Source organism: Smaragdicoccus niigatensis DSM 44881 = NBRC 103563 (assembly GCF_000380645.1).
GTDB lineage: Bacteria > Actinomycetota > Actinomycetes > Mycobacteriales > Mycobacteriaceae > Smaragdicoccus > Smaragdicoccus niigatensis.
The window spans coordinates 827,610-849,712 of record NZ_AQXZ01000019.1; the positions used below are offsets into that span (position 1 = coordinate 827,610).

Genomic DNA, 22,103 nt, shown 5'->3' on the forward strand with positions numbered 1-22,103 from the left:
CTAATTAGCGGTAATCTCGGGACTTTCCGGATATTCGGAGATCCATTCGCTGGAGTCGGTCGGCGACAACGGTCACCGCACCCTCGGCATTCTGTACCTTTCCGCGCACCAGCAACGCTGGGGCACTTTGTGCGAGCCTCCGATATTTCGACCACAAACCCACCGAACAGACGACGTTCACCATTCCGGTTTCGTCCTCGAGATTGAGGAATGTGACTCCACCTGCCGTTGCTGGACGCTGCCGATGTGTCACTGCACCACCCACCAAGACTCGGTCTCCGTCGGGCAGGGCGAGCAAACGATTCGCCGGGACAACTCCCAGTGAATCGAGTTGTGGGCGCAGGAACTGCGTCGGATAGGTGCCTGGCGAAATCCCGGTAGCCCAGACGTCAGCCGCCGCAAGCTCCACATCACTCATCCCTGGAAGGGCAGGCGCGTCGGTGCTGGCCCCCACTCCAGGCAATTGTTCGGCCCGCTGATCAGCGGCCGCCCCTGCCGACCACAACGCTTCCCGACGCGTGACACCGAGCGACCCCAAGGCACCTGCCGTCGCCAGTGCTTCGGCCTGCGGCACGCTCAAGTCGACGCGGCGGGTCAGTTCAGTGAAGGACGCGTAGGGCCGGCCCTCCTCGATCTTCTTCGCCAGATCGGTTCCGATGCCGCGCACTTGTCCGAGCCCGAGCCGAATTTCGGCGCCTTCGCTCTCGAGCGTCGCCTCCGCGAGACTTGCATTGATATCCGGCCCATGGACCACCACCCCGTGTCGACGAGCGTCGGCAACCAGCGACTGCGGCGAGTAGAAGCCCATCGGCTGCGCCTTGAGAAGCCCGACGCAGAACGCGGCGGGATAGTGCAGTTTGAACCACGACGAATAGAAGACGAGCGACGCGAAGCTCTGCGAATGGCTTTCCGGAAAGCCGAAATTGGCGAACGCGTAGAGCTTTTCGTAGATCCGGTCGGCGACATTGCCCGAGATTCCGTGCGTGCGCTGCATGCCGTCGAAGAGCCGCCCCTTCAACCGCTCCATCTTCTCCGGCGAGCGCTTCGACCCCATTGCCCGACGCAACTGATCTGCCTCGGCCGCGGTGAAGCCGGCGACGTCCACCGCCATCTGCATCAACTGCTCTTGAAAGAGCGGCACGCCCAAGGTGCGCTGCAGCGACTTCTCCAGCGACGGGTGGTCATAGGTGACTGGCTCCAGCTTGTTGCGGCGACGGATGTACGGGTGGACCGAGCCACCCTGGATCGGCCCAGGCCGGATAAGTGCCACCTCGACGACGAGGTCATAGAAATTTCGCGGTTTCAGACGTGGCAAGGTCGCCATCTGCGCGCGCGATTCGACCTGGAACACTCCCACTGAATCGGCTCGCTGCAGCATTTGGTAGACGGCTTCTTCGCCAAGGTCGAGCTGCGCGAGATCGACAGCGACGCCGTTGTGCTCGGCAACCAGGTCGATCATGTAGTGCAACGCCGACAGCATGCCGAGGCCGAGAAGGTCGAACTTCACGAGACCGGCCGCGGCGCAATCGTCTTTGTCCCACTGCAGGACACTTCGATTGGCCATTCGCGCCCATTCGACCGGGCACACGTCGGCGATCGGACGATCGCAGATCACCATTCCGCCGGAGTGAATACCGAGGTGTCGTGGGAATCCCTCGATCTGCGCGGCGAGTTCCAAAACAGGTTTCGGAATGTCGGTATCGGTCTCTTTCGAAATACCCGTCCAACGGCTGACCTGTTTGCTCCACGCATCCTGCTGACCTTGGGAAAAGCCCAGCGCCCGAGCCATATCCCGCACCGAGGACTTTCCTCGATAGGTGATCACGTTGGCGACCTGAGCCGCATACTCGCGACCGTATTTCTCGTAGACGAACTGGATCGCCTCCTCGCGCCGATCGGATTCGATGTCCACGTCGATATCCGGCGGTCCGTCCCGCTCCGGCGACAGAAATCGCTCGAAGAGCAGTTGGTTGCGAACCGGGTCGACGTTGGTGATGCCGATGGCATAGCAGACCGCTGAGTTCGCGGCCGAGCCTCGGCCCTGACACAGAATGTCGTTGTTCTTGCAGAACGAGACGATGTCGTGGACGACGAGGAAGTAGCCGGGAAATCCCAGCTCAGCAATGATCTTCAGCTCGCGCTCGATCTGTGTGTAAGCCTCCGGTCGGTCGTCACGACTTCCGTACCGGCGTTGGGCACCGGTGAACGCGAGCTCGCGCAACCAACTGTCTTCGGTGTGCCCCGGCGGGGTGCCGAATGGGGGAAGCTTTGGCGCGATCAGACGAAGGTCGAAAGCGCACTCCCGACCCAGCTCCGCAGCCTGCGGAACCGAGGCCGGAAAGCGTTCGAAGATCCGGGCCATCTCCGCACCGGATCGAAGATGCGCGCCACCGGTCGCAGGCAGCCAACCGGATATCTCGTCGAGGCTCTTGCGCGCCCGGACGGCCGCCATCGCCATCGCCAGTCGACGTTCCTCCGGGTGCGCGAAGTGCGCTCCGGTCGTTGCGATGAGCCGCGTACCGTACCGCTGCGCCAGGGCGGCGAGCCGATCGTTGCGTTCGTCGTCATCGGCAGTGCCGTGATAGGTCATCTCGACCGTGACGTGCTCACGGCCGAAACGATCGATGAGATCCACGAGCGCCGCGTCTTCACGTCCCTGCCGCATCGCTTGGCGAACATGCCCCTTCCGACAGCCCGTGAGAATGTGCCAATGCCCACCGGCGGCTTCGGTGAGCTCGTCGTAGTTGTACCGGGGACGCCCTTTCTCTCCCCCACGAAGATGCGCCTTCGCGATCTCACGAGACAGCCGGCGATACCCCTCTTGACCACGAGCCAGTACGAGCAGATGGACGCCATCCGGGTCTGGCATTCCAGTACGGGAATCGGTCGCGTCGAGAGACAACTCGGCGCCGAAAACCGTGCGAATGCCCAGTTCCTTCGCGGCCTCGGCGAAGCGCACAACCCCGTAGAACCCGTCGTGATCGGTGATGGCAATGGCCTCGAGCCCGAGCCGTACCGCCTCCTCGACGAGCACCTCGGGATGGCTTGCACCATCGAGAAAGCTGTAGGCGGAGTGGGCATGCAGTTCGGCATACGGAACGACCGGCCCGTCGACGCGTTCGATCAGGCCGGGGACGTACTCACCGCGTTTGCGCGACCAGGCCGGACTGTCGCCACCGTCGCCCGGATACATCGCCTCGGGGTTCGTCCGGCCAGGTCGGCCGGACAGCACCCGCTCCAATTCCGCCCACGACGGCGGACCATTACTCCATCCCACGTATTCGAACGTACATTCGAACAGAAGGGATGTCTAGGAGTCTTCGTCCTCGACAAGAGGGATACATGGAGAGAGATACGAATCCTTGGCTTCGATGACCTGTCCGCGTCGCATGATCAGCACCCGGAACTCGTTGTCGCGCCCGGATGAGTCCTCATCGTCACGGACGTACAGGAGTCCGTACGACCCCCGAGCCACCTCTCCAAGGCGCCGGAATGTTGAGAGAACGACGCCCTCGCGCCCACCGCCATGGTTGAACAGACCACCGAAATGCACTTGCGGAGATCCGTTCACCGTCCGCAGGTCAACAAAGCCAGAACCGGACCGGAGCTGCGCCAACTCGACTTCGGCCAATGCTGTTGCCGTAGCCGTCTCAGCCGGCTTCTCATCACCAGCAGAAGCCCGGATGGTCATCCACCCGTGGTATTCGAACATGCAGATTCCTTCTTGCACAGGCGTGCGCAGCCGAGTAATAAAGCCCAGTCAACGTCAAGGGCAGTCACGTGACCTGCCCACGTCTCGCCAGCCTTGATTCAAGGTGGCGTCACATCCTGATCAGCCCGTTCATCGTTCACGCACGCTTTGACGCGCCGGAGCGCCTAGCGGTTCCGCCCAGTCGGCCGCACAGCATCGATCACGTCTGCCCGATTGATTCTCTTTATCCTAATTGCCTGTCCCCCTTGGGATCTCGTCGTCGAACTTGTAGCTCATCCGGAGGACGTCGGGCGGACGCCGCCGAACCTAGGCTTATTGACAGATCAATTCACCGGCCAAATCTGGCCTCGGGGTGACGTCGCCACCCCGTCAGCAAGGGGTGGAATCCATGGCATCTCTGACGACAAAACTCGGCATCACCACAGCCGCCATCGCCGCGGCCCTTCTTGGCAGCGCGGGCGTCGCCGCCGCAGATTCTTCGAATGCGGCAACCCACTCGACGACGACGAGCAGTGGGAGCGACGGATCGTTTTCCTACACACAAACGGACAAGACAGTCACCACGTCGCCCAACTCATCCACATTTACAACGCCCGGACGAACCCCGACCTACCACGACCACGGCGACGCCACCCTCACGTACACCGACCCGGGCACCGGCGTCACGACGGTCGACTCGATCAACCAGTCCTACAACACCACCCTGAACTACCCTGGCGCGGCAGAGGCTTCGAGTACCGACACCGTCACCACGACAAACCCGGACGGCACCACCACGACGACCCACTGCGTCTCTCACTTCACGGATACCTCCGCCGAAGCGCAGTACCAGCAGCCGGTGGCTTTCAGCAAGTGCAACTGATACGCGCTACGCCGCAGCGGCAAGCAACTTCTTCTGCTCCACCACCCGCGGCGGATCGCTCGGCAGCACCGCAAGCAGCGGGCGCGGAGTCTCGAACAGCCAACTGAAGCCCACGCGGCGAAGCACACGATGCAGTGTCAACGCGATGGAGATCGACAGCGCAGCCAGCAAAACCGGGCTCACGTAGAACATCAGCGGATGTGCCGCCAGGATGGCCTGCACCCCGGACTGCCCGGCAAGGGCGCCAAGGATCATCTCGTGCATGAGATAGATCGGGAGCGTGATGGCGCCCAGGCGCGCCAAACCTCGGCCCACCAACCTGTGCTGCACCAGCACCGCGGCGCAGACGCCGGCCGCCAAGCCGACGACCGACACGACAACACTGACGACGGCGACTCCGGCCAGCGGCATGTGCAGGTGGTCCCGAATCGACTTGAGCCCGGTAAACGCGGCGATGGCGATCGCGAACCAGACCCACGTCGCTTTACGGCTGATCGCCACGACGATCTCCCGGGCGTGCAATCCAAGCAGGAAGAACACGAAGTCCTGAAGCGTGCGCGCCCAAGCCCAACTCAGCTCACTGAGATAGGGCGCTGCCAGCGCGAATCCGAGGCCGACGCCCATCGACAGGCGTACGCCGCCATAGGCGAGGACCTTCGCCAATGCGGCGTACAACGCGAGTGCGTACAAGAACCAGAGACCACTGTTCGGAACGAACAGTGCCTGGAGCATCATCCACGGATTACCGATCTCTCCTGTGCTCACCGTCGACGGGAGCAGCGTGAAGTAGGTGAAGCGGATGACGATCCACAGCACATACAGCCACACGAACAGGGAGATCCGCTTTCGCACGACCGCGCGCCAGGACGTCTTGAGGATGTTCTGCGCGAACAGTCCCGATGCCAGGAAGAACAGCGGCATGCGGATCGGCTCGAGGTACGTGTTGAAGCCGTCCCAGAACCAGGAGGCCAGGTTGTGGCCGAGAAGGAAGTTGGTGGAGTGCAGTAGTACGACCAAGACGATCGACGTGCCCTTCGCGACATCGACCCAAGGCACACGGGTCGTCGAGATGAGCTTCCGGCGTTCTTCCAGCCGCATCAATGACACTTCCTAACCGATGCCGGCCCTACCTCCCCCGAAGAGGTAGATGCGAGTCAGGCTGATCTCGGATACCCCACATACGCGCGGCTTATTCGGAACAATGCCCACTCTGAATTACGGCAGCGTGGTACACCCTACCGTTAACGCAAGGTGAACCGAAATGAATGACATCTCATTTCGGCGCATTCCTAGCCCATACACGGGAAACTGCCAGGATTTCAACCGGCTTCGGCGACGCGCCGCAACTGACCTCTCGCGGGGGTAGTTTACTGGCCGTGACCTCGACTCCCCAGGAGCGTCCGTCCTGGTGAGAGACCACAAACGCATCTTCTGAGGCTTCGACGGTGAGTTCACCGGCGGTGGCATCGACCAATTCCCGAATGGCGATCTCAGCGGCTTGCGCACCAGGTGAATAGCAGCTTCGCCCGCGTAATCCGTGCTGCGAAACGGAACCATTCCTAGCCATTTCGATCACCTTTTGAGCGCCCTCAAGATCGAGTCGTCCGTAGGTGTATCCACTCGGAAGCATGATGAGCGACGGCGCGAACCGATGTCCGCCGGTGTGCGAGCACTCCCACACGTGATCGGGGAAGGTCAACGCCAGACCGGAAGCGATGGGCCGGCCGAGACGCGCGCAGCACTGGTCGCGCTTGCCGTGCGCACAGACGAGGACGATCGTGTCAGTGACAGGCGTCCCGACGCCCCCGTTCTCGAAGGGAATGTCGAGGAGTTCTGCGGCACTGGAGACCTCAAGCCGCTCACACCACTCGTCGCCGACGACCGAGCTCGCGATGAACACCTGGCGCATGCTCGAATTGATGGGCCGCCCGGGACGCCGAATGAGCATCAACCGGAATCCAGCCGCGTTGCATCGCCGATCGAGCTCCGCGGTCAACTCAGCGCCAAGCGGCGCATCTCCGACGACATCTCGCCCCCAAGCACCCGGGTGCTCGATGCACAGCCATCGATGCACCACGGCGGCGGTGCCGGGCAGCGGCTCGTCGATCGCCGAGAACGCCGAACACGTCGCCGGAACATGGTCTGCGGCGCGACCTAAACTCACTCGTAGACTCCCTCCACACTCCATCGGTCGTTGCAGTAGATCAGCAGGAGTGCCTTCCCGTCGATCATGACCTGCGCGCGCGACGCACATTGCGCAGCAACCGGATCCCACCAGCGTTCATCCGCCGACCACGGGCCCGACCAGCCACGCAGTGGCCATACCTTGGTACCCCAGCGTAATTGTGCCGGGGCGTCGGTGAATGTCCCACGTGCGCCAACTCTCACTGGAACTCCACCGGGCCCTTCGAGCACGACCTGCGTCCGCGCATCGAGTACGACAGCCGGAGCCGGCGCGGGCAGTCGTCCTGGCCACGGCGCATCCGGATCTGCGGCGGCGAGGACTTCATCACCCAGCGGCACGGTCGAAATGCGTTCTGCCGGACCTCGCCCGCCCGAGAGAACCGGCATCTGCACGGCTTCCCCACCGAGCAGACCCTGCACACGAATGAGCGCCCGACGTGCGCGCTCCTCTTCCTCGCCGACTCCGCCCCACAACCCCAACTGCAGGGCACCCGCCGAAATGACCTCGACCGGTTCGAGCCGAAGCATCGTGATGCCGGCCGTTGGCCGGGTTCCGTTGCGCCCGGTCAACCAGCCGTCCAACTGCCAACGCACTCGATCCGCCGTCCCCTCCGGGGTGAGCGGCTGCGCGCATCGCCACGTGCGGGACAGTCCTTCCCCATTGCCCGTCGTGGCCTGGACCAGCAGTCGGGTGCACGCGACCGCGGCTGCGGTCAGCTTCGCGTGCAGTTGTTCGGCCAGCGCGCGACCCGCGAAAGCGGCCGCATCGACGCGATCGATCGGCGGATCGCAGTACTGCTCGACGTCGAGATCCGGCGGCAGTGCCCGCGCCGACGGCGGCCGCTCCGGCTCCCCGCGTGCCGATCGATGTGCGAGAACCGCGTCGTTGCCGAAGCGGGAAGCAACATCTCGAGGCGAGAGCGCAGCGAACGCGCCGATCGTCCGAAGGCCGAGCCTGGTCAGCAGATCGATCAACTCTCCGCGGTCCGGAGCCGACAGGCTCGGCTCCGCACTGATTTCCGCAATCGCGAGCGGCGCCAGAAAATCTGCACCCTTACCCACCGGCACGAACGTCGCGTGCCGCGCGGCGATCACGGCAGTCGACAACTCGTCGGCAATACCGATCTGACATTCGGCGCCAGCGGCCCCGACCGCATCGACGAGTTGTTCCGCCGCCCGCTCCTCCGAACCGAAATAGCGCACCACTCCCCGCGCCGGCAGAAGCATGAGTCCTGGTCGGAGCACCTCGACCCCGGGAGCGACGGCATCGACGGCCGAAACCACCGGCTCGAACAACCGGGCGTCGCGATCGGGATCGGACTGCGCGATATGCACACTCGGACAACGGCTTTGCGCTTCTCGACGACGAAGCCCACGACGTACGCCATCGGCTCGTGCGGTCGCCGAACACGCGATGACGCGGTTCGCGTGGACGACTGCGACCGGATGTGTCTGCGGCAAAGTCGCCGCTGCTGCTGCCGCCACAGCGGGCCAGTCCGGACACCAGATCGCGAGGACCCTGGAACTCACGCCTTCTGCCCTCGCTCCGCTCACAGGGCCACCGCTTCAGGCTGCGCAACACGGTTCGGGCACCACTCGACGCCCACTTCCGAACGCGTCCGCAGATCGAAACGCCCACTACGCGATCCGAAGGCCTTGCTCTGCGTCCGGACCGACAGCTGGACTGCATGAACGCGTCCGACGCCTTGTCCAAGTCCGGAATAGCCCTCGACGCGCGCATCGATCAACACTTCAGCTCCCGGCAACTGGCCGTCCACGATCAACAAGGCAGCCCGTTTGCTCCGAGCTCGGGCGACAACCGCACGGGCTCGAGTGGGTGCCACAGATGCTCCACCGAGCCCGAGGACGACGAGGTCGATTCCGTCGAGCAGCACCGCAGCCACACCTGCTGGATCCGGACCGGCTTCGGGAATCAAGGCCAGACGATCGAACCGCGCACCCATCTCCGCCGCGGCGAGAAGCCCCAACTTCGGCAAACCGACGACCGCGGCGAACATGCCCGCATTGGTAACTGCCGCCAGGATGCCGAGAAGGAGTGAGTTCGTTCCCGAGACCACCGATACCGACCCTCGCGCCAGGCCGTGCCGAGGCAGGAGTTCGGCGAGTGGGCCGGGCACCGCCAAGACCTCTCGAGTATCCGAAGGAAGCGCTTCGGCGACCGACTCTCCCTTGGCCGGGACGGCCGCGATCTTGCGTCGCAGATACTCGAGACGCTCCACTCGGGACAGTTCACCGATTTCGAAATCGGTTGATACCAAAGCCATTTCCCCACTCCTGATGCACACAGATACCACGGCACGCCGAGAACACATCCCGCGGGGAAGACACGGAATTCACTCGTTGTTCGAATACATGTTCGAACAACGAGATTATGTTCTCACGGATTCGGCGCCGTCAATAGGGTTTGTGCGTCATTCGTAAAGGTTGAGAACGAGCGTCCCGAAGTACCGCCGGGACACCAGATGCTTACCGGACGTGCATTCGACGTCTGCAGTTCGAACGAGCACCAGGGACCACACCCGAGCAAACGCGGCGGTGCTGTCCGCAGCACACGGTGCGTTGCCGGGAAGCAATCCGTCCCGCGCCGGAACCGCCAGCGGATCGGCCGCCGGCAAACCCTTCGGCGCGTAGTAATCGAGCCCCATGCGAATCGTCGGAGTCGCGTAGACGATCGCATCGTCTCGTGTCGTCTGGGCTTGCAAGAACGCAGCGGCCGCACGGAAGTCCTCGTTGTGGCTTGCCGGCGTCCGCAACAAGGTCTGATTCGGCCACCCCAGCACGAGCACAGCGACCACTGCGACGACCGGCAGCGCGACGTGAATTCGAGCCGCCGCGATCACCATCGCAAGCGCTGCGAAAAACGCCACGAACATCACATATCGCGGCACGAACATCGGTTTGACGTAGCTGACGGCCAAGAGTGCGAACGGAATCAGGAGCCCCGCGAGAATCCAGCCGACCTCATTCCATCGGCGACCAACCGCGGTCCAGACGACCGTTCCGAGGACTCCGATCGCCACCACCAGGGCAGGCAGCGCGCCACCCGCCAGCGATCCGAAGCCCAGCAGCAACTGCTCCAGACTCGGTCCGGGAATCCACGCGACCTGGCCACGCTGATGAACCGAGATCAACGCGACAAACGCAGACGCGGCGAACACCGGCGCCCACAACAGCGCCAACGTCCGAACCGTCACCTTCCGGTACAGATAGGCCGCATGCGGAATCAGCGCCAACGGCACCAGCAGATTGAGGAAGCACAGACCTGACATCAGCAGGATGTAGGCCACCCAATACCGGTTGTTCCGCGTCTCCACCGCCCGCAGCATGAGCCACGTGGCGATCGCCACCCCGGCAACGATGAAAGCCGTGCTGCGCGCTTCCTGCGCATATCGAGTGCTGGAGGGCAGCAGCACGTAGACCAGTCCCGCACACATCGCACCCAGCCAGGACACGTAGCGTCGCGCGACGACGAACACCACGACTGCGGTGATCGCCATCGCGACGAGAGACGGCGCACGCAGGCTGACCTCGGATGTCCCGAACACCTGCGTCCACGCCCACATCAGCTCGTAGTAGACGAAGTGCACCCGATCGAAGTGGTGATGAACGACGTCGAAAATCGCGATCGGACTGCCGCTGACCATCGTCGCCGTGACCACTTCATCGCGCCACAGGGACGGTGTCTTGATCCCCCACGAGAACCAACCGCAGGCGAAGACGAAGAGTGCAACCATCGCGATGCGATCGGCGACGAGGCCTCGAGTGGACGGAGCGGCGTCATCCTCGCGGACGGGCAGAACGGTGGTCACCACCGCAACACCTAATCACAGCGTGACAGGTCAGTCGATCCGACGGCGATGGGCCCAGCGCGTGAGTGCGTTGCGGTTGGACTGCTGTGTCTTCCGCAGGACGTTCGACGTGTGCGTCTCGACCGTCTTGATGGAGATGAACAACTCCTCGGCGATCTCGCGATACGTGTAGCCCCGGGCGAGCAGTCGCAGGACTTCCATCTCGCGCTTGGTCAGCGAATCGAGTTCCGGATCCAAAGCCGGCTCGGGAACCGGCGATCGTCCGGTGAAGGAGTCGAGGACGAATCCCGCGAGCCGCGGACTGAACACCGCGTCCCCGCTGGCCACCCGACGGATCGCCGCCGCAAGCTCCGGGCCCGACGTCGTCTTCGTGACGTACCCGCGGGCACCAGCTCGGATCACGGCGATGACGTCTTCGGCCGCGTCGGAAACACTCAGCGCCAGGCACACCGGGCCGGAGTGGATGCCGTGCAACACCGAGACACCCCCACCGTCGGGCATGTGCACGTCGAGCAACACGACGTCCGGCTTGATCGAGTTGATGCCGGCGACGGCATCGGCCACGGCACCCGCTTCCCCGACGACCTCGATGTCCCCTTCGCGCGCCAGTTCGGCCCGCACTCCCGACCGGAACACCCCGTGGTCGTCGACGAGAAATACACGGAATTTTCCACTCATCCGGCCTGTGCCTCCTGCGCTTCGGACAGTGGAACGACCATCCGGACCTCCGTGCCCCGACCAACCGTAGATCGAATCGACACCTCACCACCACGACGCTCGAGACGCATCCGAATCGATCGCGACAAACCGTGCCGGTCTTCCGGGACTTCGTCCAGGTCGAAACCCGTGCCGCGATCGCGCACGTAGACGCTCACCTGCGACGGTTCGGCTTCGGAGAACAGGTCGACATCACGCACCTGAGCATGCTTGGCGGCGTTCACCAGGGCCTCGCGTACTGCCCCCAGAAGTGCCGTGAACTGCTCTTTCGGCAACTGACCTGCCGCGTCACCCGGCACCACATCCCCCACGGCCACGGGCGAAATCTGCACTCCGTACTGGTCTTCGACCTCACCCGCCACGGCCCGCAAGGCACCAACCAGGCTCACGTGCGCTTCCTGCGGATCGGCGAAAAGCCATTCGCGCAGTTCGCGCTCCTGGCGGCGAGCCAGGCGCTGCACTTCCTGTGGCGAATCGGCCTGGCGCTGAATCAACGCGAGCGTCTGCAGCACCGAGTCATGAAGGTGGGACGCGATCTCCTCACGTTCGTCATTCCGAATCCGAGCGGCCCGTTCGGCGTTTAGCGCACGCATCAAACGCAGCCACAACGGGACCGTCAGCAGTCCGACACCGGCGAGCGTCGCGAGCATCGCGAGCAGCGATGGGCCGAGCGCCGCGAAATCCACCTGGGCGACGAGCATCACGGTGAGACCGGCGATCACGAGCGCGACGCCGCCGATGACGCGCGACCAGGTCCAGATCGTCGAATGCGGCGACAGACCGACCGCGGAACGGTCCGCCCCATCGTCGAATTCGCGCCACACCAGCGCAGCGCCGAGAGCGATCACGACAATCGGCACCAGTATCGAAGCCGCCGTTCCGCTGAACGCCCACGACGCCGCGAACGACGCACCGATGCCGAGGATCACCAGGCCGGTGGCGCGACGACGTTCGATCGGGCTCGGCGGTCCGACATCGGAACCCGCGGGCACGCTGACCCACAGCAGTCCATAGATGACGATGCCCGCGCCACCGAGCGCAGCCAACAGCACGAAGGCGACGCGGACCTTGAAGACGTCGACACCGATGTGGTCGGCGATACCGCCCGCGACACCGCCGACGATCTTGCCGCCGGATCGGCGCATGAGCCGGCCCGTTGCGGGCTCGGGCGCAGATACGAAGGCAGGGGGCACATCTCGATGGTGGCACGAAGCCACCGGGGCGGGCATCAGGGATTGCCCCGAATTCCAGCGGCGGGGAACCCGTGGCGCGATCGCCGCGTCACATCAGCGCACGACTCGAATTGCGCCTCCTCGACGGACTCGCACGAAGATAGGATTTCCGTGGCGACAACACTGATCGAGCTGGAGGCACGCGTGGCCGCATTGGAAGCGGGGCAAGCCGATTACAAGGCAGTCATGTCGGCCGTCAACGTCCTGAGCCAGCAGACCCGCGAGAGATTTGACGCACTCGAGAACGCGCTCAAGTTGGACATCGACGAGGTCCGGCGTGAGGCTGATGCTCGATGGCAAGAGACCAAAGTGCGCTTCCGCTCGATTGACAACAACTTCGCCGAACTCAAGGATCTGCTGGTCCGGGTGCTGAACCGCTGAGTTCACGTCGCGCCGCAAGCCATGTTTCGGCGACCCGGCAATCAGGGGGAACATCAGGGGTCTCCCCGATGCGCCGAAGTGGCGAAATCCAGACGATGTGTACATGACGACTTCAACTTTCACCGACGAGGTCAAGGAGATGTGGCGCACCCGCCCCCTCCGAACCCCGTGGAACTCCCCGATCGCGGGCGTGAGCTCCGGTATCGGTATCCGATATGGCATCGATCCGACGCTCGTACGGGTCGCCTTCATCGCGGCCACGATCTTCGGCGGCGCCGGTGTCCCCCTCTACCTCGCCGCCTGGTTGACGTTCCCGCGAGCCGGAGACGAGGTGTCTGCGCTCGAGTCGCTCGCCGGTAAAGGCCGAAGTTCGGAGTCGTCGGTCAAGACGATCGTCCTGATCGTGGCCTTCGCCATCGCCTTCTCGGCGTTCGCGCCGTTCGGCATCGGCCTCGGCGGTTCGGGGATCATCAGCCTCGGCCTCATGCTCATCGCCGTGTGGCTGCTCCACCAACGTCGTCCGGTCCCGCCGGCACCGCCCGCGCCGCCGACGTTCGCGACACCGTCGACGAACCCCTCCGCGGGTCCGCCCGTGCAGTACCAGACGATGCAGATCCCCGACGACGAAGCCCTCACCGAGAAGATCTCGGCTGAGCAGGCTCCGCCCTCGTGGGACCCGCTGGGTGCGGCACCGTTCGCGTGGGATCTGCCGGAGCCCCACACCGCGCCGCAGAAGGTCGTCAAGCCGCCGCGGTCACCGTTCACAAAGGTCGTGCTCGGCCTCGCGATCATCGCGGGTGCACTGGCGGCCGCCGCTGCCTATGCCGGCGGCGACTGGTTCACCGCAGCCCGTGTCGGTGCGATCGTGCTGACCGTCATCGGCGGCGGCCTCCTCATCGGGGCACTCGTCAACCGCGGTCACGGCCTGATCCTGTGGGCGATTCCCGTCATCATCTTCGTGACCGCCGCTTCCAACGTCGGCCAGATCAAGTTCGACGAACCCACCGGCGAGCAGGTATGGAAAGTCACCTCGATGGACCAACTCGAGCGCGACTACAACGTGCAGATGGGATCGGGCGTCCTCGACCTCACCGACCTCGTGCTCACCAAGAACGAGACGGTTGACATCAAGCTGCGCTTCGGCGACGTCAAGGTCCTTCTCCCGAAGAACATGGACGTCAAGAACGACTGCAAGGTCGAATTCGGCCACGCGCAGTGCCTCCCCAGCGGAGTCAACGGCGGTGAAGATGGCGCCAACGGCCCAGTCCTCACCCTCAACATCGATGGCAAATTCGGAGAAGTGAAGGTGGACCGTGAGTGACACAGCCCAAACCCCAGTTGTGAAGGCGCGCCGGTTTTCGCCGCTGCTGTTCCTGGCCGGCATCATCTGCCTGGCGATCTCGGGATCGGTTCTCTTCGGCTCAGACCCGTTCGACGCGATCACGAGCCTGCCGCTCGGCTGGATCGCGATCGTCGGAGCAATCGTTGTGGGGGCGGTCCTGGTGCTGGCTCCCGCACGACGAAAATAACCGCGCGCGCCATGCCGTGACCGTTCCGTAATCGGGAATGCATCCAGCGTTACCATTCGGATACCTGGACAAACACGATGGAGTGTTCGCCCGACGAACCGCCACTATTGAGGGACATAAATGTTCTCGACCATCGGATACGCAGTCGCCGCAGTCGTTCTCGCACTCTTTGCCTTCAGCACGATTGCGCTTGACCTGCAAACTGTGTTCCGGACCGCGCGCGATGAGCGCGACGGCGCCGCACCGGTTGGCACGCACCTCCGCCTCGTTGGCGGCAGCGGACCCGACACCCCTCGCGGCGGGAACGACGTCAGCCAGTCGGCTGCGTAGTCACCCGCGAGATCTCGAAAGCATCACGGGCGGTCGCATTTCATATGCGACCGCCCGTGACCTTTACTCCCACTCGATGGTGCCCGGTGGCTTGCTTGTCACGTCGAGAACCACGCGGTTGACATCGGCCACCTCGTTGGTGATCCGGGTCGAAATCCGCTCCAGAACTTCGTACGGCAATCGGGTCCAGTCCGCGGTCATCGCGTCTTCACTGGAAACCGGACGCAACACGATCGGATGCCCGTAGGTGCGTCCGTCGCCCTGAACGCCCACGCTGCGCACATCGGCCAGCAGCACGACCGGGCACTGCCAGATCTGGTTGTCGAGTCCAGCCGCAGTCAATTCCTCGCGAGCGATGGCATCCGCCTGGCGAAGCGTCTCGAGCCGCTCGTGCGTGATCTCTCCGACGATACGAATCGCCAGTCCCGGACCGGGGAACGGCTGCCGCCCGACGATCTCCTCCGGCAGGCCAAGGTCACGACCGACCGCCCGGACCTCGTCCTTGAACAGCAGTCGCAGCGGCTCGACGAGCTTGAACTCCAAGTCGTCCGGAAGCCCGCCGACGTTGTGGTGGCTCTTGATGTTCGCCGTCCCGGTTCCGCCGCCCGACTCGACGACATCCGGATACAGCGTGCCCTGGACGAGGAAGTCGACCTTGTGGTCGGTGACGACCGTCGACACCGCCTCTTCGAAGGAACGGATGAATTCGCGACCGATGATCTTGCGCTTGGTCTCCGGGTCGGAAACGCCGCTCAAGGCGCCGAGGAACTTGTCGACGGCGTCGACGGTCACGAGCTTGGCACCGGTCGCGGCGACGAAGTCCTCCTGAACCTGCTCCCGCTCGCCGGCACGCAGAAGACCGTGGTCGACGAAGACACACGTGAGTCGGTCACCGATCGCCCGCTGCACCAGCGCAGCAGCGACGGCCGAGTCGACACCACCGGACAGACCGCAGATCGCGTGACCGTCGCCAACCTGCTCACGAACCTGTTCGATGAGCGCGTTGGCGATGTTCGACGCCGTCCACGCGCCCGGCAGCCCAGCGATCTCGTGCAAAAAGCGGCTCAGGACCTGCTGGCCGTGCGGCGAGTGCAGAACCTCCGGGTGGTACTGCACACCCGCGAGACGGCGAGCACGGTTCTCGAACGCGGCAACCGGTGCGCCGACCGTCGAACCGGTGACCTCGAAGCCGTCAGGCGCCGCGACAACGGCGTCGCCATGGCTCATCCAGACCGGCTGGGTGCCCGGCAAGCCGGAATGCAGCAGACCGCCATCAACCGTCATCTCGGTGCGGCCATACTCACGGGTTCCGGTCTTGGAGACCGTTCCACCGAGCGCATGAGCCATCGCTTGGAAGCCGTAGCAGATGCCGAACACCGGGACATCGAGGTCGAAGATGCTCGGGTCGAGCTGCGGAGCACCGTCCTCGTAGACGCTGGACGGTCCGCCCGACAGCACGATCGCCGCGGGGTTCTTGGCCTTGAGCTCGTCGACCGTCGCCGTATGCGGCACGACCTCCGAGTACACCTTCGCCTCGCGGACGCGCCGCGCAATGAGTTGCGCGTACTGCGCACCGAAATCGATGACGAGTACCGGACGCTGCTGGTTGCTATCGGTCACGCCGAAGAGTTTAGTCGGTCCCGAATTTGCTCTTCGCACGACAACTGAGGCTGACGATCCGCCTCAGGAGAAATGCGTGACCGGGCGTTCCAGCTCGACCCCGTCCACCGTGATGTCGACCTTCTCGTTGTAGAAGCTGATCAGGCCGGCGATCGCCGCACAGGCGGCCAACGGAAACTGGTAGGTCCAAGCGATGTCGGCGACGTCCTCGGTCGACCAGTACCCACTCGTGACCCCCTTGTACGGGCATTGGGTCTGGGTGGGCGATGACGTGAGGTGCTCGAAGCGAACATCGGTTGGGTCGAGGTAGTAGCGCGTCGGCAACCCGGTCTCGAACAACAAGACAGGCGAATGTGACTCGGCGAGAAGGACGCCATTGCGCCGGACTTCGACGTGCCGGGTGGACCGAAGTGCATCCACACGCGCGTAGGGATTGCGTGGGTGGACGAAGATCCGCTCGTCCTCCTCGTACCACGCGTCCAGTGCCGACCACTCGAATCGAGCGTGGTCAGCGAGCGGCCCGTCCTGGTAGACGCGGACGGCTTCCGCTACTTCCCGATCTCCGACGCGCAGACCGTACCGCTTAGCCGTTCCGCGCTTGAGCTTCAACTCCCGATGCTCATCCACCAGCGCGGCGGCATCGATGTCGTTGATCGGGATGTAGAACTGCGGATACTTGGGCGATTCCCAGACATATCGCGCTCGTTGCGTATCCACGACCGTTCGACCGGCGAGAACGGCACGGACCCGCCTGGGAACGGGTTCAAAGTCACCCTGCGGCGCCAATGCTTGTGGGTAGTCCGCCATGGCGCTGAGGCTACTCGCCCACTTAGCCCCGAACTGTCAGTCCGACCTTCTGGAATTCCTTGAGGTCGCTGTAGCCGGCCTTGGCCATCGAACGACGAAGACCGCCGACGAGGTTGAGCGAGCCGAACGGGTCGTTCGACGGACCCTGCAGAACCTGCTCGAGCGACGGACGGTCGCCGTAGGTGACCGGCAGCATCGCGCCGCGCGGCAGCGACGGGTGTGCCGCCGCGGCCGGCCAGTACCAGCCCTTGCCCGGCGCCTCGGCCGCCGCCGCCAACGGAACACCGAGTACAGCGGCGTCGGCACCACAGGCGATCGCCTTTGCCAGCGAACCGCCCGTCGCGATATCGCCGTCAGCGATGACGTGGACGTAGCGTCCACCGGTTTCGTCGAGGTAGTCGCGACGCGCCGCCGCCGCATCCGCGATCGCGGTGGCCATGCGGACGCCGATACCGAGGACCTCACCAGTGGTCGTGGTGCCGGCGAACGAGCCGTAGCCGACGATGACGCCAGCGGCGCCGGTCCGCATGAGGTGCAGCGCAGTGCGGTGATCGGTGACCGCACCCGCGACGACTGGAACGTCGAGATCGGCGATGAACGTCTTGAGGTTGATCGGCGAATCGTCACCCACATGCTCGGCCGAAATGATCGTGCCCTGGATGACCAGTAGGTCGATGCCGGCCTTGAGGAGCACCGGGGTCAGCGCGGCCGCGTTCTGCGGGCTGACCCGGACAGCCGTCGTGACACCGGAAGCGCGGATGCGCGCGACGACCTCGCCGAGCAGGTCGGGATTGACCGGCGCGCTGTGCAGCTTCTGCAGCAAGGAGATGGCGGCTTCGTCCTCCGCCTCGGAGTCCGCGAGCTCGACCAGCTGCCCGATCTTGTCCTCGGCGTCGCGGTGACGGGCCCACAGACCCTCACCGTTGAACATCGCGAGGCCGCCGAGACGACCCATTTCGATCGCGAACTCGGGCGAGACCAGAGCGTCGGTCGGGTGCGCGAGCACCGGCATGTCGAAGCGGTAGGCGTCCAACTGCCAGGACGTGGACACCTGCTTCGACGAACGTGTCCGCCGCGACGGAACGATGTCGACATCGTCCAGGTCGTAGGTACGCCGGGCGGACCGGCCCATGCCGATCTCAACGAGGTCGCGCACTCGAGTGCCTTTCGGGTGTGGGTGACTTACCGGTGGTACAGGCTAGCGAGCCGTGTAGTTCGGCGCCTCGACCGTCATCGTGATGTCGTGCGGGTGGCTTTCCTTGAGGCCCGCGGCGGTGATCTGAACGAACTTCGCCTTCTGCAGATCCTCGATGCTGCTCGAACCGGTGTAGCCCATGGACGCACGCAGACCACCGACGAGCTGGTGGATGACCTGGTTCAGCGGTCCGCGGAACGGCACGCGACCTTCGATTCCCTCCGGCACCAGCTTGTCCTCGGCGAGGACGTCGTCCTGGAAGTAGCGGTCCTTCGAGAAGGACTTGCCAGCCTGACCACCCTGCCCACGACCCTGCATCGCGCCCAGAGAGCCCATGCCGCGGTAGGTCTTGTACTGCTTGCCATTGACGAAGATGAGCTGACCGGGCGATTCCGCGGTGCCGGCGAGCAGCGAGCCGAGCATCGCAGTGGACGCACCGGCTGCGAGAGCCTTGGCGATGTCACCCGAGTACTGCATGCCGCCGTCGGCGATGACGGGAACGCCGAACTTGTTACACGCGGCAACAGCCTCGAGGATCGCGGTGATCTGCGGTGCTCCGACACCCGCGACGACGCGCGTGGTGCAGATCGAGCCGGGGCCGACACCGACCTTCACCGCGTCCGCGCCGGCCTCGCACAGCGCCTGCGCACCCTCGCGGGTTGCGACGTTGCCGCCGACGATCTGCACGCGTGAGCCGATCTCGGCCTTCAGCTTGCTCACCATGTCCAGAACCTGGATCTGGTGGCCGTGGGCGGTGTCGACGATGAGAACGTCCGCACCGGCATCCGCGAGCATCATCGAACGCGACCAGGCGTCCTCACCGACACCGACCGCGGCACCGACCAGGAGACGACCGTCGCGGTCTTTGGTGGCGTTCGGGAACTGCTCGGTCTTGACGAAGTCCTTGACCGTGATCAGACCGGTCAGGCGTCCCCCGCCGTCGACGATCGGCAGCTTCTCGATCTTGTGGCGACGAAGAAGGCCAAGGGCCGCTTCCGCCGTCACGCCTTCGCGAGCGGTGATGAGCGGTGCCTTCGTCATGACCTCGGAGACCATGCGGTTGCGGTCGACCTCGAAGCGCATGTCGCGGTTGGTGATGATGCCGACGAGGTTGCCCTCATCGCCGATGACCGGGAGGCCCGAGATGCGGAACTTCGCGCACAGGGCGTCGACGTCAGCGATCGTGTCCGCGGGACGACAGGTGACCGGGTCGGTGACCATGCCGGCTTCCGAGCGCTTGACGACCTCGACCGCAGCGGCCTGGTCGGCGGCCGAAAGATTACGGTGCAAGACGCCCATACCACCGGCGCGGGCCATGGCGATCGCCATGCGCGACTCGGTGACGGTGTCCATCGCCGAACTCACGAGCGGGACCCGGAGACGGATCTCCTTGGTGAGCTGGCTGGAAGTGTCGACGGCACTCGGGATCGAGTCCGATGCCTGCGGAAGCAGGAGCACATCGTCGAAGGTCAATCCGAGCATGGCAATCTTGCCCGGATCGTCACCACCCGTGCGCACCGATGACATCCATTTCTCCGTTCATCTCACCGCGAGGACGTGCTGTCCGTCTATGGTACTTGGTCTGGCGAAATCGACTCCGGCCAGCGATGCGGCTGGAAAACCGCTGGCTGTTCTGCGTACCTTTAAGGTGTGCGCGACTCACTCCCTCCCGGGCTTCCGCCGGACCCGTTCGCGGATGATCCCAACGACCCGGCCGCCGCGCTGGATGCACTCGATCCAGGCGAGCCTCTAGACGCTTCCGAGCGTGAAGCGGTCGAAGCCGACCTCGCTGACCTGCACGTCTACGAGGCATTGCTGCGCCACCAAGGCGTCCGCGGCCTCGTCGTCAACTGCGAGGACTGCCGCGAGGACCACTACCACGACTGGGAGATGCTGCGCGCGAACCTGCTGCAGCTCCTCGTCGACGGAACGGTCCGCCCGCACGAGCCCGCGTTCGACCCACACCCTGACGACTACGTCACATGGGATTACTGCCGCGGCTATGCCGACGCCGCGATGAACCGCGCACTTCGCGGCGAAGAATTCGGCCGCTAGACCTCAAAGAGAAATGGGCGGACTGCGATGCAGTCCGCCCATTTCTGGTCTTGTGGTGAATCTCAGGAGTGAGACGACTCCGAGGACGAGGTCTCGCTGCCCGGCTCAGACTGGCCAACCGGCGGCGCTGCGTTGGACACCGAAGACGCGGTGGTCGTCGTGGTTTCGGCGGTCGACGGCAGCGACTCTGTGGTGGTTGTTGTCGGGGTCGGCTGCGTCGTCGTGGTGGAGGACGACGAAGACCCACCCTCGTTGCTGCCCGCCGGTACGCCGGCCTCGGACGACGGCGGCTCCGGCGTCGAGGAGGGGGTGATGAGCGACGACAGCGCTGAGGTCGGAACGTTCGGGAACGTCGACTTGACCAGCGTCAGGTACGAGCTGAGCGTCGTCATGATCCGGTCGCGAGCGTCATCGTCGTTGACCTTCTGTGCGGCTTGCGCGGCACTCGAGAGGTGATCGATGGCCTGCTCAGGGTCGCCTGAAGTAATGGCATCGTCGACCTGCTGCAACTCGTTGTTGGTGTCGAGCTGCGCGACGGTCGATTCAGCTTGCTCCTTGAACACCACTTCCTTGACTCCCCAGAGCGGGTCACCAGGCGCGGCGTTGTAGGAGAAGACACTGAGACCACCAACGACGATGGCAAGCACCGCGGCGGCGCTCATCACCGGACGAAGAAGGCGAAGTCCCTGCATGGAGGCCATGCGGTAGCGGCGGGCACGAATCGCGTCGTGCACGGCTGCCTCAACGGCGTCGAGATCGGGGCCTGCGGGAAGAGCGGGTGCAACGATCGCTGCCCGCCAGTCCACGAACAGTTCAGCAACCAGCGCCTCATCGGCGTCGGCGAACTCGAATTCGCTTTCACTGGCAATTGCGTCGATCAGCGCGTCATCGTGCCGGACGGCTGCGATGTCGATGGGCGCGCTGGCGGCAGTGTCGGCCGAGGAATCGCTTGGCAGCGACTCACCCGAGGTCCACTGACCGTCGTTAACCATCCAATTCACCCGCCTTCGCAATTTGCGTCTTCAGTTTCGAGATCGCTCTGTGCTGAGCTACCCGAATTGCCCCTGCAGTACTCCCGACAGCTGCAGCAGTTTCCTCTGCAGACAGTCCAACAACTAAGCGGAGAATAAGAATTTCCCGATGTTTTTCTGGGAGAGATGAGAGCAATGCTTCCATTGCCCGACTCGCCTCAGCATCGATCGCTCTTTGCTCCGGTCCATCATCGTTTGAGATGACATCAGGTACTTCGGAAACCGGCTCGGATTTGTTACGCGCCGAGCTTCTATGCGCATCGGCGACTTTGTGAGCCGCAATTCCGTAGACGAAAGCCATGAACGGCCGGCCCTGATCCTGAAATCGAGGAAGGGCGGTCATCACAGCCATGCACACTTCTTGTGCCACATCGTCGGCCGAAAGAGAGCCACGTTCCGCTGCGCCGACCCTCGCCCTGACATATCGCACGACGAGAGGCCGGATGGTTTGAAGAACCTGGGAGAGTGCGGTCCGGTCGCCCTGCGCAGCGGCAGTGACAGCCGATTCCAACTCCTCGCCCGTCAAAGTCATCGTCAGCGGTTTTCCTGGCGTTACAGCGGACACGGACCGTTGATCAGGCGTGCTTCGACCGCCCCGGGGGCCGGCAGAACATCTCC

General features: G+C 64.2%; 21 protein-coding genes. 6 read left to right on the plus strand and 15 right to left on the minus strand.

What is annotated here, in order from left to right:
- Positions 1 to 4: 4 nt before the first annotated feature.
- Positions 5 to 3,277, minus strand: coding sequence for an error-prone DNA polymerase (locus F600_RS0125105; protein WP_018163430.1), 3,273 nt, complete (start codon positions 3,275 to 3,277; stop codon positions 5 to 7).
- 33 nt (positions 3,278 to 3,310) lie between these two features.
- On the minus strand, positions 3,311 to 3,712 hold the full coding sequence (locus F600_RS0125110) for an Imm7 family immunity protein (RefSeq protein WP_026306938.1): 402 nt from the start codon (positions 3,710 to 3,712) through the stop codon (positions 3,311 to 3,313).
- Positions 3,713 to 4,100: 388 nt separating this feature from the next.
- Between F600_RS0125110 and F600_RS0125115 the strand changes: the two genes are divergently transcribed.
- On the plus strand, positions 4,101 to 4,574 hold the full coding sequence (locus F600_RS0125115) for a hypothetical protein (RefSeq protein ID WP_018163432.1): 474 nt from the start codon (positions 4,101 to 4,103) through the stop codon (positions 4,572 to 4,574).
- Between the two features lie 6 nt (positions 4,575 to 4,580).
- Here the strand turns inward: F600_RS0125115 and F600_RS0125120 are convergent, their stop codons facing one another.
- From F600_RS0125120 to F600_RS0125150, 7 genes are all read right to left on the minus strand, one after another.
- Entirely contained in the window at positions 4,581 to 5,672 is a 1,092-nt protein-coding gene (locus F600_RS0125120; RefSeq protein WP_018163433.1) for an acyltransferase family protein, read from the minus strand.
- A 175-nt stretch (positions 5,673 to 5,847) separates the two neighbouring features.
- Entirely contained in the window at positions 5,848 to 6,738 is an 891-nt protein-coding gene (locus tag F600_RS0125125) for a ferredoxin family protein (protein ID WP_018163434.1), read from the minus strand.
- Positions 6,735 to 8,288 carry a DNA polymerase Y family protein gene (locus F600_RS0125130; RefSeq protein WP_026306939.1) on the minus strand — a complete coding sequence of 518 codons (1,554 nt, stop codon included), beginning with the start codon at positions 8,286 to 8,288 and terminating at the stop codon, positions 6,735 to 6,737. Before F600_RS0125130 ends, F600_RS0125125 begins: the two co-directional genes overlap by 4 nt.
- A gap of 20 nt (positions 8,289 to 8,308) precedes the next feature.
- The gene (locus F600_RS0125135; RefSeq protein ID WP_081629024.1) at positions 8,309 to 9,043 is read right to left on the minus strand and encodes a hypothetical protein; all 735 of its coding nucleotides are present in this window, start codon (positions 9,041 to 9,043) and stop codon (positions 8,309 to 8,311) included.
- A 147-nt stretch (positions 9,044 to 9,190) separates the two neighbouring features.
- A complete protein-coding gene (locus tag F600_RS0125140) occupies positions 9,191 to 10,588 on the minus strand; it encodes a glycosyltransferase family 39 protein (RefSeq protein WP_156024819.1) in 1,398 nt (465 codons plus the stop codon).
- A gap of 30 nt (positions 10,589 to 10,618) precedes the next feature.
- The gene (locus tag F600_RS0125145; RefSeq protein ID WP_018163438.1) at positions 10,619 to 11,266 is read right to left on the minus strand and encodes a LuxR C-terminal-related transcriptional regulator; all 648 of its coding nucleotides are present in this window, start codon (positions 11,264 to 11,266) and stop codon (positions 10,619 to 10,621) included.
- Positions 11,263 to 12,450: an ATP-binding protein gene (locus F600_RS0125150; protein ID WP_018163439.1), complete on the minus strand. Its 1,188-nt coding sequence runs from the start codon at positions 12,448 to 12,450 to the stop codon at positions 11,263 to 11,265. The genes F600_RS0125145 and F600_RS0125150 overlap by 4 nt, the downstream gene beginning before the upstream one ends.
- A gap of 198 nt (positions 12,451 to 12,648) precedes the next feature.
- Between F600_RS0125150 and F600_RS0125155 the strand changes: the two genes are divergently transcribed.
- From F600_RS0125155 to F600_RS0125170, 4 genes are all read left to right on the plus strand, one after another.
- A complete protein-coding gene (locus F600_RS0125155) occupies positions 12,649 to 12,918 on the plus strand; it encodes a hypothetical protein (RefSeq protein WP_018163440.1) in 270 nt (89 codons plus the stop codon).
- 103 nt (positions 12,919 to 13,021) lie between these two features.
- On the plus strand, positions 13,022 to 14,239 hold the full coding sequence (locus tag F600_RS0125160) for a PspC domain-containing protein (RefSeq protein WP_026306942.1): 1,218 nt from the start codon (positions 13,022 to 13,024) through the stop codon (positions 14,237 to 14,239).
- Positions 14,232 to 14,447, plus strand: a complete 216-nt coding sequence (locus tag F600_RS0125165; protein WP_026306943.1) for a hypothetical protein — start codon at positions 14,232 to 14,234, stop codon at positions 14,445 to 14,447. The genes F600_RS0125160 and F600_RS0125165 overlap by 8 nt, the downstream gene beginning before the upstream one ends.
- Positions 14,448 to 14,567: 120 nt before the next feature.
- A complete protein-coding gene (locus tag F600_RS0125170; RefSeq protein WP_018163443.1) occupies positions 14,568 to 14,777 on the plus strand; it encodes a hypothetical protein in 210 nt (69 codons plus the stop codon).
- A 63-nt stretch (positions 14,778 to 14,840) separates the two neighbouring features.
- Here the strand turns inward: F600_RS0125170 and guaA are convergent, their stop codons facing one another.
- The 4 genes from guaA to guaB form a co-directional block, all read right to left on the minus strand.
- Positions 14,841 to 16,397 carry a glutamine-hydrolyzing GMP synthase gene (gene guaA / locus F600_RS0125175; RefSeq protein WP_018163444.1) on the minus strand — a complete coding sequence of 519 codons (1,557 nt, stop codon included), beginning with the start codon at positions 16,395 to 16,397 and terminating at the stop codon, positions 14,841 to 14,843.
- A gap of 63 nt (positions 16,398 to 16,460) precedes the next feature.
- Complete coding sequence (locus tag F600_RS0125180) at positions 16,461 to 17,204, minus strand: DUF427 domain-containing protein (protein WP_018163445.1); 744 nt, start codon at positions 17,202 to 17,204, stop codon at positions 16,461 to 16,463.
- A gap of 22 nt (positions 17,205 to 17,226) precedes the next feature.
- Positions 17,227 to 18,336, minus strand: a complete 1,110-nt coding sequence (locus F600_RS0125185; protein WP_211220118.1) for a GuaB3 family IMP dehydrogenase-related protein — start codon at positions 18,334 to 18,336, stop codon at positions 17,227 to 17,229.
- Between the two features lie 66 nt (positions 18,337 to 18,402).
- Positions 18,403 to 19,926 (minus strand): IMP dehydrogenase, encoded by a 1,524-nt coding sequence (gene guaB, locus F600_RS0125190; protein WP_018163447.1) that lies wholly within the window; start codon positions 19,924 to 19,926, stop codon positions 18,403 to 18,405.
- A gap of 123 nt (positions 19,927 to 20,049) precedes the next feature.
- Between guaB and F600_RS0125195 the strand changes: the two genes are divergently transcribed.
- On the plus strand, positions 20,050 to 20,454 hold the full coding sequence (locus tag F600_RS0125195) for a DUF5319 domain-containing protein (RefSeq protein WP_018163448.1): 405 nt from the start codon (positions 20,050 to 20,052) through the stop codon (positions 20,452 to 20,454).
- A gap of 62 nt (positions 20,455 to 20,516) precedes the next feature.
- Here F600_RS0125195 and F600_RS29810 read toward each other — a convergent pair whose 3' ends face one another.
- Together F600_RS29810 and F600_RS0125205 are read right to left on the minus strand one after the other, a co-directional pair.
- Positions 20,517 to 21,446, minus strand: coding sequence for an anti-sigma-D factor RsdA (locus F600_RS29810; protein ID WP_018163449.1), 930 nt, complete (start codon positions 21,444 to 21,446; stop codon positions 20,517 to 20,519).
- Positions 21,439 to 22,017, minus strand: coding sequence for a sigma-70 family RNA polymerase sigma factor (locus F600_RS0125205; protein WP_018163450.1), 579 nt, complete (start codon positions 22,015 to 22,017; stop codon positions 21,439 to 21,441). Before F600_RS0125205 ends, F600_RS29810 begins: the two co-directional genes overlap by 8 nt.
- Positions 22,018 to 22,103: the final 86 nt, after the last annotated feature.